Annotated in this window: 10 protein-coding genes; 8 read left to right on the top strand and 2 right to left on the bottom strand. The window is 61.1% G+C overall.

Annotated elements, in window-relative coordinates:
* Window positions 1–13 precede the first annotated feature (13 nt).
* The 3 genes from L4923_RS11890 to L4923_RS11880 all read left to right on the top strand — a co-directional run bounded on the left by L4923_RS11890 (window position 14) and on the right by L4923_RS11880 (window position 4,427).
* Entirely contained in the window at window positions 14–1,462 is a 1,449-nt protein-coding gene (locus tag L4923_RS11890) for an MFS transporter (protein ID WP_239365151.1), read from the top strand.
* Window positions 1,463–1,595: 133 nt separating this feature from the next.
* Window positions 1,596–2,642, top strand: a complete 1,047-nt coding sequence (gene pstS, locus L4923_RS11885; protein ID WP_239365149.1) for a phosphate ABC transporter substrate-binding protein PstS — start codon at window positions 1,596–1,598, stop codon at window positions 2,640–2,642.
* Window positions 2,643–2,690: 48 nt separating this feature from the next.
* A complete protein-coding gene (locus L4923_RS11880; RefSeq protein WP_239365148.1) occupies window positions 2,691–4,427 on the top strand; it encodes a Na/Pi cotransporter family protein in 1,737 nt (578 codons plus the stop codon).
* A gap of 155 nt (window positions 4,428–4,582) precedes the next feature.
* On the opposite strand, the gene L4923_RS11875 is transcribed toward L4923_RS11880, so the two are convergent.
* Entirely contained in the window at window positions 4,583–4,939 is a 357-nt protein-coding gene (locus tag L4923_RS11875; RefSeq protein ID WP_239365147.1) for an Atu4866 domain-containing protein, read from the bottom strand.
* A 136-nt stretch (window positions 4,940–5,075) separates the two neighbouring features.
* On the opposite strand from L4923_RS11875, the gene L4923_RS11870 reads away from it, so the two are divergent.
* Window positions 5,076–5,978: a LysR family transcriptional regulator gene (locus L4923_RS11870; protein ID WP_239365146.1), complete on the top strand. Its 903-nt coding sequence runs from the start codon at window positions 5,076–5,078 to the stop codon at window positions 5,976–5,978.
* 201 nt (window positions 5,979–6,179) lie between these two features.
* A complete protein-coding gene (locus tag L4923_RS11865) occupies window positions 6,180–7,865 on the top strand; it encodes a Na+/H+ antiporter (RefSeq protein WP_239365144.1) in 1,686 nt (561 codons plus the stop codon).
* A 21-nt stretch (window positions 7,866–7,886) separates the two neighbouring features.
* Here the strand turns inward: L4923_RS11865 and L4923_RS11860 are convergent, their stop codons facing one another.
* Window positions 7,887–9,416 (bottom strand): ABC-F family ATP-binding cassette domain-containing protein, encoded by a 1,530-nt coding sequence (locus L4923_RS11860; RefSeq protein ID WP_239365142.1) that lies wholly within the window; start codon window positions 9,414–9,416, stop codon window positions 7,887–7,889.
* A gap of 508 nt (window positions 9,417–9,924) precedes the next feature.
* On the opposite strand from L4923_RS11860, the gene glyA reads away from it, so the two are divergent.
* The 3 genes from glyA (at window position 9,925) to L4923_RS11845 (ending at window position 14,286) form a co-directional block, all read left to right on the top strand.
* Window positions 9,925–11,238 (top strand): serine hydroxymethyltransferase, encoded by a 1,314-nt coding sequence (glyA, locus tag L4923_RS11855; RefSeq protein WP_239365140.1) that lies wholly within the window; start codon window positions 9,925–9,927, stop codon window positions 11,236–11,238.
* A 184-nt stretch (window positions 11,239–11,422) separates the two neighbouring features.
* Window positions 11,423–12,928, top strand: a complete 1,506-nt coding sequence (locus tag L4923_RS11850; RefSeq protein WP_239365139.1) for a DegQ family serine endoprotease — start codon at window positions 11,423–11,425, stop codon at window positions 12,926–12,928.
* A gap of 47 nt (window positions 12,929–12,975) precedes the next feature.
* Complete coding sequence (locus L4923_RS11845; protein WP_239365138.1) at window positions 12,976–14,286, top strand: replication-associated recombination protein A; 1,311 nt, start codon at window positions 12,976–12,978, stop codon at window positions 14,284–14,286.
* The last annotated feature ends 33 nt before the right edge of the window (window positions 14,287–14,319 follow it).

Genomic DNA, 14,319 nt, shown 5'->3' with positions numbered 1-14,319 from the left:
AGGCGGAGCCCAGATGCAATCGAGCGCACTCGAACATATTGCAGCGAAAGCACGGATTTCGACTGTTCCGCCTACAGGGCGCTGGACACTGACCTGCCTTGCGTTGTCGATGCTGCTTTCCTCGCTTGGCATCAGCATCGCGAACGTCGCGCTGCCATCGCTGGCGAAGGCATTCGACAGCTCTTTCCAGCATGTTCAATGGGTCGTCCTGGCCTATCTCCTCGCGGTGACAATCGTGATTGTCACCGCCGGACGGCTTGGCGATCTGATGGGACATCGGCGCGTGCTGATTGGTGGAATCTCGGTGTTCACGGTTGCCTCGGCGCTCTGCGGGATGGTTCCCTCGCTGTGGTTGCTGATCGCCGCCCGCGTATTGCAGGGGCTCGGAGCTGCAGTGTTGATGGCTCTAAGCGTGGCTTTTGTTCGCGAGACGGTGGCAAAGGAAAATACGGGCAGTGCAATGGGTCTGCTCGGAACGATGTCGGCAATCGGAACCGCGTTAGGCCCGTCGTTGGGTGGCCTCCTGCTGGCTTTGGTCAATTGGCGGGCAATCTTTCTGGTGATGGTGCCACTCGGCGCGCTCAACCTTTTCCTCGCCTATCGTTTTTTGCCTGCGTCCAAGCCGGTCGGAACGGCTCGCGGCTTTGACAGTCTCGGCACTTTGCTGTTGAGCCTTACGCTCGCGGCCTATGCACTTGCTGCGACGGTTGGCGGTGGCACGCATATGGGCTGGCTGAATATCGCACTTCTGGCAGCGGTGGTTGCCGGTGCCGGCCTGTTCATGGTGGTCGAGGCGAAGGCGGCTTCGCCATTGATCCACGCTTCGGTTTTCCGCGACGCCTCGCTGCGCGGCAACCTGGCGATGAACGCGCTGGTTTCAACGGTCATGATGGCCACTTTCGTGGTCGGGCCATTCTACCTTGCCCATGCGCTTGGTTTGAATGCCGCTTTCGTCGGTATGGCAATGTCGGTTGGTCCGGTCATCTCTACGCTGACGGGCATTCCGGCTGGTCGGATTGTCGACCGCTTCGGTGCATCTCGGGTGATTGTTGTCGGGCTTACCCTGATGACGGCCGGGGCGTTCCTCCTCGCACTTGTTCCGGCAACATTCGGCGTCGCAGGATATGTCACGGGTATTGCCATCCTGACGCCTGGCTATCAGCTTTTCCAAGCAGCGAACAACACAGCCGTCATGGCGGATGTCGAACCAGACCGGCGTGGCGTTGTTTCGGGCATGCTCAGCTTGTCGCGAAACCTCGGCCTTATCACGGGGGCCTCGGTCATGGGCGCCGTTTTTGCCCGCTTTGCGGGTGCTATGGATGGCGCGGCAGTGGATGTTAGGGGCGTGACCGTGGGAATGCATGTCACGTTCGCGGTTGCGGGAACGCTGACCCTTGCGGCCATCGTCGTGTCGTATCGAGCGCGAGGCGATGCGGCAAGCGCAGCGTCAGCAATCGAATAACCACAACCCGCGGCGCGCAAGCGCTGCCTGATGCCAGGGCCGCGGCTCGTGTTGTTTCGGCAAAGTTTCGCGTGCCTGTCATCTTAACGTTATGGGCGGCCACTAGCGTTTCTTATGGACGCAGGGGGCGCTCATGAGACATTTTTCAGGGCTATGGACATTTTGCCTGGCGATGCTGTCGGCCTTGCCGGCCGTCGCCGAACCAATTCGCGGAGCGGGATCGACCTTCGCTGCGCCGGTGATCTCGGCCTGGGGTAAGGCCTACAAGGACGCGCGCGCCGACGGGGGCGATTATTTCACCCTCGACTGGACTGTGGACTACGAGCCGGTCGGCTCGCTGGCCGGCGTCATGCGGCTTTCGCAGCCGGACATTGATTTCGCCGCGACCGACGCGCCGCTTTCGCCGGAAGAAGTTGCCAGGCGCAACGTCGCGCAGTTTCCGATCGTCATGGGCGGCATCGCCGTGGTGGCCAATGTCGCGGGTGTCGAGCCAGGCGAGCTGCGGTTGAATGGCCCGGTTCTGGCTGACATCTTTTCCGGCAAGGTCAAGAACTGGTCCGATCCAGCGATCGTCGCGCTCAACCAGGGCATCCAACTGCCGGATCGCCCCATCAAGGCGCTGTGGCGTCAGGATGGGTCCGGCTCGACATTCGTCTTTTCCAGCTATCTCTCCAAAACCAGTGCCGAATGGCGGCAGAAATTCGGTGCGGCAACGCTGATCAATTGGGCCGTAGGGCAGGGCGCCGAGGGCACCGGCAATCTGGTAGCTTTGGTTGCGGCGACCACCGATAGCATCACCTATCTCGAACATGGCCAGGTGGCGCGCGCTGGCCTGCCAGTCGTGCAGTTGCAGAACGAAGCGGGCGTCTTCGTTGCACCTGCACCTGAAAGTTTCGCTGCTGGGCTGGCGAATATCGCATGGGACGCTTCCCGGCACTTCTTCGCCGACACGACCAACATGCCTGGCGCCGGTGCTTATCCGATGGCTGCCATCACCTATGCGGTGGTGCCGAAAGATCGAGGCATCGAGCGGACCGAGCGTGTCCTTGATCTTTTCAGACTGGCTTACGCCGCCGGCGCCAAGGATGCGCGTACGCTGGGTTACATCCCGGTGTCGTCCGAACTCGCCGGCCAAGTCGACCGCTACTGGTCGCAGACCCTTACGAACCTGAACAACTAGAGCGCCTTCGCAGGCGCCGGCATTGTCCACACAGGAAGGCATACCGACATGCAGGTCGACATCTTCAAGGACATTCTCGTTCCCGTCATCGGCGGTCTGGGCATCTTCATGCTCGGTCTGGAATTCATGGCCAACGGCATCCAGGCGCTTTCAGTCAACAAAATGCGCGATTTTCTGGCCAAGGCCGCCGGCACGCCGATCAAAGGTGTGCTCGCCGGCACACTGATCACCGGTGTGATCCAATCCTCGACTGCCATGACCGTCATGGTGGTTGGCCTGGTCAATGCCGGCGTCGTCGCGCTGAGACCTGCGATCAGCGTCATCATGGGCGCCAATATCGGCACCACGCTGGGCAATGGCCTGATTGCCCTGCCGCTCGGTCCGCTCGGCCTGATTCTCGGCGGTATCTTCGCATTGGTCTATGTCTTCGCCAAAAGCGAGAAAGTGCGCAACATCGCACTTGCCTGCATGGGATTTGCGCTGATTTTCTATGGGCTGAACCTGATGACCGGTGGTTTGCGCCCGCTGCGCAACATGCCCGAAGTCATGGAGTTGCTGCAGACGCTCAAGGCCGATTCCTATCTCAACCTGCTGAAATGCGTGCTGATCGCAGCCGGCGTGACAGCAATGATCCACTCGTCGTCGGCCACTATCGGCATCGTTATGGGCCTGGGCGCAGCCGGCGTGCTCGACTGGACCACGGCTGTCGCCTTTTCGCTGGGAGCTGATCTCGGCACCACGATCACTTCATGGATGGCTTCGCTCAATCTCTCCAAGAACGCCAAGCGCGCGGCTTATGCGCATATGTCGTTCAACATCATCGGTGTCTTGATTACTGTTCCGCTGTTCTTCGTTTCCATCGAGGTGCTGCGCTGGGCGATGCAATGGTTCGGTGGTGACCCGGGCGTCCCGGTGGTCGTCGACGGCAAGGACACGTTCCCGTTGGTACCGGTCGCTGTCGGCTTGTATTCGACATTCTTCAATGTCTTCAACACGCTGTTGCTCTTTCCCTTTGTTGGTGTTTTCGAGCGCGTGCTCTCGCGTATCGGCCATACCGAGGCAGACGACGTCGAGGATTTCTCGGTGCCGAAGTATCTCGACCGCCGCTTCTCTGGTGATCTCGGCCAGGCAGTGCCCGCCGTGGAGCAGGAGACAGAGCGTCATCTCAAAGCCGGTGCGCTGTTCCTCGATATTGCCCGTTCCAAGAAAAGCGCGCCGAACGATCCGGGCGAGCACTATCTGGCGACCGATATCCTGTCGCGCGATATCCGCTCCTATTCGGCCGCTCTTCTTTCGTCCGATATGCCGATGGATCAACTCGACCTGGTCGCCAGCCTGATCGAAGAAGCGGACTTCACCGCGGCGCTCGCCGAGCAACTCCATCAGGTGGCACGCCGTGTCCGCCGCGAGACCTTTGGAACGCAAGGCAAGGCGATCGTCGACACCGCACTCGACAAGCTGGATTTCGACCTTCGTGAGATCCTGCCCGATTTCGGTGTGAAGGCACCGCAAATGCCGGCAGGCCATGTCAATTTCCCTGAGGTCGAACAGCTTCGGGCACAGATTTTGATTGCAGGCCAGGGCATCGCTCCTGGCGAACGCGGCGCGTTGCTGGCGTTGCTGGGGAGCGTCGAGCGCGCCGACCTGTTGATCAAGCGCATCGATGCCGAACGTAAGTCCGTCAACCGCCGAGCGGTCATTGCACGTGCGAAGGCTCAGCGCGAACAGCGCGAAGAAAAGAGCGGCGTATTCGGTGGCGATCTCGCGCCAGTGCCCGGCGAATAGCCAGTTTCCCAGAGCAACAACGCAGGGCCGCCTAGGCGGCCCTGCGGCGTCTGCTTAGTGCGCGCTTGCTGTTGGCCGAACGATGGTCTCACCAACGACGATATCGGCGGCCTGGCTGGTCGCGTAGGTTGACGTCAGCGGCGGCTCGGCGCTGATCATTGGCGGCGCAGGATCATGCCGCCGTGGTGAAGGGTGTTTTCGTCGACGAAATCGCCGTCGGCGGTGAAGCCGGTGTCGTCCCAGTATTCAATGTGAGAGCCGGTGACTTCATAACGGCCCTGATAGGCGCTTTGCCGACTGCCGCGCGCTTCGTCATAGCGACCATTGGGTAGTAGCTCGTGACGGACCCGGCCATCATCGGTCGTCCACATCCCGACATAGGGGTGCTGTGTCATCTGTCGTTCCTCGACTTTATTGCCTGAATTGTTAGCGCTTTCCGATGCCTGCGCCGGCTGCGGTGAAAGCGCAGCCAGTAAAAGGCAAAACAGATAGCCGTTGCTGAGTGCCTTCATCGTTCGATCTCCTTTCCCAGCCTTCTGGATGGGGCGTCGCGCATGCCTTTTGGTCGGTTGACGGGAGGAACATAAGGTTGCTGGTTGGCGCAATCGACTTGCCAATCTGGAGTGGCTTGGTTAGTAAAATTAACCAATGATCGATGATTTCGATGGCATCTCGGTATTCCTCGCCGTGGCGGAAGCGCGCAATTTCCGTCTGGCAGGCGAACGTCTGGGTGTCACCCGATCAGCCGTGAGCCAAGCGCTGCAACGCCTTGAGGACCGGGTAGGTACCGCGCTGATTCAACGGACCACCCGTAGTGTCAGCCTGACCGAAGCCGGCGAGATATTCTACGAAATGGTCCGGCCGTCGGCGCGAGACATTGCCGACGCGGTGCAGGCTGTTCGAGAGACACAGCAGCGTCCCTCCGGCCTGCTGAAGGTCGCCGTGTCCTCGATTGCCGAGCGGTTCATTTCGGGGCCCTTGCTTGCCGGTTTTCTCATGGCTCACCCGGAGGTGAAACTGGATGTCACCATCACGGATGAAGACTTCGATATCGTCGCTGAAGGGTATGATGCAGGCGTCAGATTGGGCGAGGTCATCGACCAGGACATGATCGCAGTGCCGGTTTCATCGGAACAACGGCAATGCGCCGTCGCTTCAAGTGACTATCTCGCAAGGCGCGGCAAGCCACTTCACCCGCGAGATCTTACGGAGCATGTCTGCATTGGCTGGAGGCCTAGACCGGACACCGCGCCGTATCGCTGGGAATTCACCGAAAACGGTCGCGATTTTGAACTGGCGGTCGATCCAGTCATGACCACCAACGACATGGGTATGATGATCCGCATGGCCTGTGCCGGAGCCGGCATCACCTTCGGCATGGTGGAGACCTTCGAACGCTATTTCTCACGTGGTGAGCTGGTGCCGCTTCTGGAGGACTATTGCCCGCCCTTTGCCGGTTTCTATCTCTATTTTCCAAGGCGCCACCGTCAGCCGCTGAAGGTGCGGGCGCTGGTCGACCATATTCGTCATTTCGCAAAGCAGGCAGTTTAGGCCAGCGCGCCGGCCAGATCTTTCGATCGCTCATGCGGATCACAGATTGAGTCACAATCTTCGCACAAGCCTTTGCTTGGAAAGAGAAAAAGAAAGTTTGTCGTGGCGCGCTCTGAGGGAAGAGGAGGCTGCCGATGCTAGCCGCGCTTTCCTAGTGCTTCCAAACGGTCTAGGTCGGGATATCTCAACCCGGAGAACCACTTGGCCGTCGCTACACTGATCCTGCTGCTTCTGGTGCTGGTCGCTGCGTCCGGCGTCCTTGTCCGCTTCTTGCCCCTGCCTTTGCCGATCATCCAGATCGGGCTCGGTATCCTGCTGGCATGGCCGATAGACGGCCTGCGGGTCGAGCTTGAGCCGGAATTGTTTCTCCTGGTTTTCGTACCGCCCCTTTTGTTCATCGACGGCATCATGCTGCCGAAACGCGAGTTCGCCGAACTTGCCCCGCGCATTTTTGGCCTAGCCTTCGGGCTCGTCTTTTTCACGGTCGTTGTCTTCGGCTATGCGCTGAACTGGCTGCTGCCGCAGGTGCCTCTGCCGGTCGCCTTCGCGCTTGCCGCGGTGCTGTCGCCCACCGACGCCGTCGCAGTGTCTTCCATCGTCGGGCGCGATCTGGTCCCGGCGCGCGTTCGGCATATCCTGGAAGGTGAATCGCTGCTCAACGATGCGTCCGGCCTTGTGGTCCTGCGGTTTGCGGTAGCGGCCGCGCTTACCGGCCAGTTTTCTCTTGGCGAGACCGCGCTGACTTTCGTGCTGGTCGCGGCGGGAGGTGCGCTGGCTGGTTTTGCGACGCTGTGGGCGACGGCCAAGGTGTTGCGTATCGTTGCCAAGATCGGCGATGTGCGGCCCGAGGTGGAAGTGGTCATTTTGATCCTGTTGCCCTTCGCAGCCTATCTGCTGGCCGAAAAATTCCATCTTTCCGGTATTCTGGCGGCGGTGACGGCCGGCCTGTTTATCGCCCGTGCGGGCCTATTCGGCTCCCTCTCGTTTCCGGCGCGCATGCAGAACATGGCGTTGATCGAGATGCTGTCCTTTACCTTCAATGGCGTCATCTTCCTGCTGCTGGGCCTGCAATTGCCAACCATCATCCGTAACGTTCCGCCGGAACTGTCGCTCTATGGCACTTTCTGGGAGCCGGTTCTGGCGGTGCTGATGCTGACGCTCATCCTGCTTGCCATTCGTTTCGCCTGGATCGTCTTCGGATCGACGGTGCGTGGCCTTGTCGAGCGCTGGCGCGGACGAGAGACGTTCAGGCTTACCACTCGGCTAAAGCTGGTCATGACGCTGGCAGGCGTACGAGGCGCGATCACGCTCGCCGGTATCCTGTCGCTTCCGCTAGCCATTTCCGAAAATGGCCCGCCTTTTCCGGCGCGCGACCTCGTCGTTTTCATCGCGGCCGGCGTCATCATCTGTTCGCTGGTCCTTGCCAGCGTGATGCTGCCGATCGTAGCACGCGGCATTTCGCTGGATGAGGAGGAAGAGAGCGCCATCGAGGAGCGGATGGCGCGGCAGGTCGCAGCCGAGGCGGCGATCGCCCGTATCGAACAGATGGTGGATGAGGCGCGTACCACGCCAGCGCTCTACGAGGCGCGTTTGGCGGCGGCCCAGCAGCTCATCCCAGCTTATCGGCAACGCATTGCTGCCGGCGAGGAAGAAGATACGACCGTGAAGGACATCCAGCCCGCCCTACAGTCGATGCTGGACGCTGCTTTCGCCGCCGAGCAGGCCGCCCTGCGCGGTCTCCTGCGCGAGCGTAAGATCGACGAGACCACCATGCGCGCGGTGATCGGCGAAGTGATGCTCAATCAGGCGCTGAACGGTCGCCAGCAGGCGAACAAGCGGACCAATTCGAAAAAGACGTCTGCAGAAAAGGCGGGCGCCAGGAAATAATGGCGTCCGCCCGGGTTTGCTTCAGTTCTGCTCTTCGGAGACGGTTGCAAAGAAATTTTCCGGGCCGTCCACTTCGATAAGCTTCCGATTTTCGATCTGCCAGAAGCGGTTGCCGACCGTGCGCACGAAGCTCCGGTCGTGCGAGACGAGCAGGCAGCTCGCCTCATGCGCCATCAGTTCGGTCTCCAGCGCCTCCTGGCCCTCGATGTCGAGGTGGTTGGTGGGCTCGTCGAGCAGATAGAAGTTGGGATTGGTGAGCCGCAGCACCAGCATTGCTATCCTGGACTTCTGCCCGCCGGACAGTCGGCCGATTGGTCGCTCCTGCATATCGATGCCGATGCCGGCACCCGCCAGCAAGGATCGGAGCCGCTGATCACCGAATTCGAAGCGGCGACCAATCGCAGCCATGGGTGTGTCGGTATTGCCGAGATCCGCCAGCGCCTGGTCGACATGGCCCAGCGCCAGCGATGGCGTGGCACGAATGCCGGATTGGCCTCCATCACCTCCGAGAATCGCATCACGCAGCAGGCCGACCAATCGCGATTTGCCGGAGCCATTACGCCCAAGCAGCACGATGCGGTCGCCCTGGCAGATCCAGCGCTTTCCGGTCTTGAACAGCAGTGTTCCGTCGGGCGTTCGCACTTCGGCATCGTCCATCGTCACCAGTTGCTTGGCATGGGTGCCCCGATTGGCAAGGCGGATTGCGCCGGCGGAGCGCTCCTGATGAGCCGGGCGCGCGGCATCCTCCAGCCGTTCGGCTCGGTCCTTCAACTGCTTGGTCTTGATGACCAGGAGGTCGCTGCCGGAATTGATGCCGATGTTGTTCAGCTTGGCAGCCTGCCGGCGCAGTTGCTGCGCGGCTTTGATGTCGCGCTGGAATTGCCGTTCCTGAGAAGCATCGACCTCGTCAAGCGCCAGCCGCGCCCTTGAATAGGGCAGGGCAAAGACTGGACTCTGATCTGCGCGCAGGAACAGCGTGCGGTTGGTGACGGCATCGAGAAAGGCGCGATCGTGGCTGGCCACGATCAGCGGGACACTTTGCGGCATGCCGTTCAGCCAGTCTTCCAGCCAGCGGATACGGGCAAGGTCGAGATGATTGGTCGGCTCGTCGAGCAGCAAAGCGTCGGGATCATTGACCCAGACACGCGCCAATAAAGCGAGCCGCTGCCAACCGCCGCTCAGTGCGCCGAGCGGACGTCTGCGCAGTTCGTCCGGCACCTCGAAGGTCTCCAGCACCACATCGGCACGCCAGCTCTCGCTTTCCGCCTGTTCCGACGGCAGCGCCTGTCGCACGGCTTCATGGAAGGGCAGGGTGAGCAGCGCCGGCGCTATGTCCTGTTCGACGTGGCCGATCGTGAGGCCGCGCGCCTTGGTGACGTCGCCATCTGTCGCCTCAAATGTGCCGGCGATGGTCCGCAGCAGCGTCGACTTGCCCCTGCCGTTTGCAGCGACGATGCCGATGCGGTCACCCGCTTCCACGGAGAGATCGAGATTGGAAAACAGGCGTGCGCCAAGCGTGACGCCGAGTGTCTTGAGATTGATCAGTGCCATTATTTGTTCTCTGGTCAGTGGCGAGCCGCGCCGGCGGCCGGGCATGTCCGATGCCTGGCGGTTTGTGCCGGATACGCGTTGGCTCGTCGTTGTGACGATAGCGGACAGGCCGGCATTTGACCGGTGTCGCGCCACCCTTGGGGCAGACCAGATAAAGATGCTTGAATGCGATCGTCTCGTGGTCAGCCCTGCAAACGCATTTGCAGGGCCTGAATCGGGCCACGCTGACGGTGTTGATCATGTCTGAACACGCAGCCCTCCTTTCTTCTCGACGGTTGCAAGGCTTAGATAAACGCGGCTGCGTGTCGACGCAAGCCGGCCGTGGGATCGATCGCACTGACGGCGATCTCATATCCCATATCGACTGTTGAGCCGCTGGTTCTGCCGGATTTGGCGATTCCAAAAACGGCGCGATCCGGCCAAAGGATTTCGCAGCGCAAACGTGGCAGTGCCGGGACAACTGTGTTAATGGCGCCGTGATTTTTCCCGACAGTGAGGATTCCTCCCCATGGCAACAGCAGCGGCCGTTTCGAACTCCCTAGAATCATTCTTTGGAACACCGCTCGCGGAGGCCGATCCGGAAATTTTCGGCTCGATCCGTAACGAGCTTGGTCGCCAGCGTCATGAGATCGAGCTGATTGCGTCGGAGAACATCGTCTCGCGCGCCGTGTTGGAAGCCCAGGGCTCGATCATGACCAACAAATATGCCGAGGGCTATCCAGGCAAGCGGTATTACGGTGGCTGCCAGTTCGTCGACGTGGCGGAAGAACTGGCCATAGAGCGCGCCAAGAAGCTCTTCGACTGCAAGTTCGCAAACGTCCAGCCGAACTCCGGCAGCCAGATGAACCAGGCAGTGTTCCTGGCACTGCTGCAGCCGGGTGATACCTTCATGGGGCTCGACCTCAATTCCGGCGGGCATCTTACCCACGGCTCTCCCGTCAACATGAGCGGCAAGTGGTTCAAGGTCGTATCCTACGGCGTGCGCAAGGACGACCATTTGCTCGACATGGACGAGATCGAGAAGCTCGCCCAGCAGCACAAGCCGAAGCTGATCCTTGCTGGCGGCACGGCTTATTCACGCGTCTGGGACTGGAAGCGTTTCAGAGAGATCGCCGATTCCATCGGCGCCTATCTTATGGTCGACATGGCGCATATCGCCGGCCTCGTCGCTGGCGGCGAGCATCCAAGCCCGCTGCCACACGCTCACGTCGTGACCACCACCACGCACAAGTCGCTACGTGGTCCACGCGGCGGCATGGTGCTGACCAATGACGAGGACATCGCCAAGAAGATCAATTCGGCGGTTTTCCCCGGCCTGCAGGGTGGTCCGTTGATGCATGTCATCGCAGCCAAGGCCGTTGCATTTGGCGAAGCGCTTAAGCCGGAGTTCAAGCTCTATGCACAGAATGTCGTCGCCAACGCCAAGGCGCTGGCTGAGAGCCTGAAGGAAACGGGGCTGGATATCGTCTCGGGCGGCACCGACAACCATCTGATGCTGGTTGATCTGCGGCCTAAGAACGCGACCGGCAAGCGCGCCGAAGCGGCACTTGGCCGTGCCAACATCACCTGTAACAAGAACGGCATCCCGTTCGATCCAGAGAAGCCCTTCGTGACCTCCGGCGTGCGTCTCGGTACGCCAGCCGGTACCACGCGTGGCTTCGGCCAGGCTGAATTCCGCGAGATCGGCAAGCTGATTGCCGAGGTGCTGGACGGCCTGAAAGTCGCCAATTCCGACGAAGGCAACGCCGCAGTCGAAGCCGCGGTCAAGGGCAAGGTGGTCGCGCTGACCGAGCGTTTCCCGCTCTATCCGTATCTCGGCTGAACGCTGACATGAAAACGCCCGCCGGCGCCCTCCCAGAGGGGCTGGCGGGCTTTGCTGTTTCCGGGGCAAATCTGACTAAGGCCTGAGAGATCGCAAATTCGACAAAGACCGGAAATACCGATCCGGCCTTTCATTTTGCACATTCATCGCGACAATGGCGCGCAATTCGTTCGGAGGATTCGGTATGCGTCCTAACAGGCTGTCTCTCATTCTGTTTTCCGCCTTTGCGGCGCTGTCGCTCGCTTTCGCGCCCGGCAGCGCGCTGGCGCAGGAGAATGCACAACAGCCGCCCGCCAAGAGCGAACCAGGTCTTTCGGACGTACTGACCGATCTTCTGCACGGCGTGGAAGGGGATAATCCGACAGCAGGTCCCGACAAGCGCGTGCCCTTCGGCCGCGAGGAAGTCCAACTTTCCTTCGCGCCGCTGGTCAAGCAGACGGCGCCTGCCGTGGTCAATGTCTACGCCTCGCAAACCGCGAGGGTACGCTCGCCTTTCGATGGCGATCCCTTCTTCGAGGAGTTCTTCGGCCGCTCCGTGCCGCGGGCGCAATCTTCGTTGGGCTCCGGCGTTTTGGTCGACCCCAGTGGCATCGTCGTTACCAATTTCCACGTCATCAAGAATGCCGACGAAGTCAAGGTCGCTACGTCGGATGGGCGCGAATTCACCTCCAAGGTGATGCTGAAAGACGAGACGCTCGATCTTGCGGTGCTGAAGATTTCCGCCGACAAGCCGTTTCCGGTCATTCCGATCGGCGATTCCGACGCGCTTGACGTGGGTGACCTGGTCCTGGCGATCGGCAATCCATTCGGCGTCGGCCAGACCACGACTTCTGGCATCGTTTCCGCGCTCGCCCGCAGTCATATCGGCATTTCGGATTCCGGCTATTTCATCCAGACCGATGCGGCCATCAATCCCGGCAATTCTGGCGGCGCACTGATCAACATGGGCGGCCAACTGGTTGGCATCAACACCGCCATCTACAGCCGCAGCGGCGGTTCGATCGGCATCGGCTTTGCGATTCCCTCAAATATGGTGCGCGCCTTCGCCGAGGCCGCCAAGGCCGGCAGTGACTTCTTCGAACGGCCCTATGTCGGCGCGGAGTTCGAGGCGGTGACGCCGCAGATCGCGGAATCGCTCGGCATGGAAAAGGTGGGTGGTGCATTGGTCTCTTCGGTCGCCGAAGGCGGGCCGGCTGCAAAAGCGGGCCTGAAACCCGGCGACGTCGTGCAGACGCTGAACGGGGCAGTGATCGAGGGCATCGAAGCGCTCGACTATCGCATGGCTACGCTGACGATCGGTTCGAATGCCACGTTCGGCATTCTCACCAAGGGCCAGCAGCAACAGGTAACGATCGCACTCGAGCGTGCGCCGGAAGGCCTCGCGACAGCACAGATCCTGCTGCGCGGCCGCAGTCCTTTCGCGGGCGCAAGGGTCGCCGATCTGTCGCCGCGTCTCGCCCAGCGGCTCGGCCTGCGCAGTGACGCCAAGGGTGTGGCGCTCGTCGACGTCGCCAGCGCCTCGCCGGCTTCGGATTTCGGCTTCCAGCCCGGCGACATCGTGCGCGAGGTGAATGGCGTCACCATTGATTCCGCCAAGCGCCTGGAGGAGGCTGCCCTGCAAAGCACGCGCTGGTGGCGCTTTACGGTGGAGCGGGGTGGGCAGACGTTGCGACAGGTCCTACGTTATTAGGTCTGACCACTATCTGGGAGCGTGGAAAACACGCCTGACGTTGCCTCATGGCCGATCTGTTCGGAACCGACGAAGTTGAGAAAGCGCCCCCCGGCCGACCGTTGGCCGACCGGTTGCGGCCAAAGACGCTTGCCGAGGTCGTCGGTCAGGAACATCTGACCGGACCGGATGGAGCGCTCTCGCGCATGATCGCATCGGGCTCTTTGGGCTCAATGATCTTCTGGGGACCACCCGGCACCGGCAAGACGACGGTGGCGAGGCTGCTGGCTGGCGAAACCAGCCTGGCCTTCGAACAGATTTCGGCGATCTTCTCCGGCGTGGCGGATTTGAAGAAAGTGTTCGAGACCGCGCGCTTGCGTCGGACCAATGGGCGCCAGACCCTGCTCTTCGTCGACGAGATTCATCGTTTCAACCGCGCTCAGCAGGATAGTTTCCTGCCGGTCATGGAGGACGGTACCGTCGTGCTGGTTGGCGCAACCACGGAAAATCCGTCCTTCGAACTGAATGCGGCTCTGCTGTCGCGCGCGCGTGTGCTGGTGTTCCAGTCGCTCGGTGAGGATAGCATCAGCAAGCTCCTGGCTCGGGCAGAGGAGACGGAAGGCAAGCCGCTGCCGCTTGACGAGGAGGCGAGAGAAGCGCTCGTGCGTATGGCCGATGGCGACGGCCGCGCATCGCTGACCCTCGCTGAGGAAGTCTGGCGCGCGGCCAAGCCCGGCGAGGTCTTCGATGCTGCAGGTCTGCAAGGCGTGGTGCAGCGGCGTGCGCCGATCTACGACAAGGGCCAGGACGGCCACTACAATCTTATCTCGGCGCTGCACAAATCCGTGCGGGGTTCCGATCCGGATGCTGCGCTCTACTACCTCTCGCGCATGTTCGATGCCGGCGAGGACCCGCTTTATCTCGGCCGGCGGCTGGTTCGTATGGCGGTAGAAGATATCGGCCTCGCCGATCCCCAGGCACTCGTCATCGCCAATGCTGCCAAAGATGCCTATGACTATCTCGGTTCGCCGGAAGGTGAACTGGCGTTTGCGCAAGCCTGCGTCTACCTGGCGACCGCGCCGAAATCCAATGCTGTCTACAATGCCTTCAAGGCGGCGATGCGTGCGGCCAAGGAGAATGGCTCGCTGCTTCCACCGAAGCACATTCTGAATGCGCCGACCAAGCTGATGAAGGAAGAAAGCTACGGCGCCGGCTATCGCTACGATCATGACGAGCCGGATGCCTTTTCGGGCCAGGACTATTTCCCCGAAAAGATGGGGCGGCAGACTTTCTACGATCCGCCAGAGCGCGGTTTCGAACGCGAGATCAAAAAACGGTTGGAATATTGGTCGAAGCTCAGGAAGGAGCGAGGCGGCTAGGGCTGGCTCGAGGAGCGAAGCGGCGAGAAGCAT

Origin of the sequence: Terribium retamae, assembly GCF_022347545.1 — a bacterium.
Lineage (GTDB): Bacteria > Pseudomonadota > Alphaproteobacteria > Rhizobiales > Rhizobiaceae > Mesorhizobium > Mesorhizobium retamae.
This window is presented reverse-complemented; position numbering and strand designations above follow the sequence as displayed.

Coding starts and splice junctions, on each gene's coding strand:
- L4923_RS11890 (WP_239365151.1), top strand. CDS start 14: ATGCAATCGAGCGCACTCGAACATATTGCAGCGAAAGCACGGATTTCG.
- pstS (WP_239365149.1), top strand. CDS start 1,596: ATGAGACATTTTTCAGGGCTATGGACATTTTGCCTGGCGATGCTGTCG.
- L4923_RS11880 (WP_239365148.1), top strand. CDS start 2,691: ATGCAGGTCGACATCTTCAAGGACATTCTCGTTCCCGTCATCGGCGGT.
- L4923_RS11875 (WP_239365147.1), bottom strand. CDS start 4,939: ATGAAGGCACTCAGCAACGGCTATCTGTTTTGCCTTTTACTGGCTGCG.
- L4923_RS11870 (WP_239365146.1), top strand. CDS start 5,076: ATGATCGATGATTTCGATGGCATCTCGGTATTCCTCGCCGTGGCGGAA.
- L4923_RS11860 (WP_239365142.1), bottom strand. CDS start 9,416: ATGGCACTGATCAATCTCAAGACACTCGGCGTCACGCTTGGCGCACGC.
- glyA (WP_239365140.1), top strand. CDS start 9,925: ATGGCAACAGCAGCGGCCGTTTCGAACTCCCTAGAATCATTCTTTGGA.
- L4923_RS11850 (WP_239365139.1), top strand. CDS start 11,423: ATGCGTCCTAACAGGCTGTCTCTCATTCTGTTTTCCGCCTTTGCGGCG.
- L4923_RS11845 (WP_239365138.1), top strand. CDS start 12,976: ATGGCCGATCTGTTCGGAACCGACGAAGTTGAGAAAGCGCCCCCCGGC.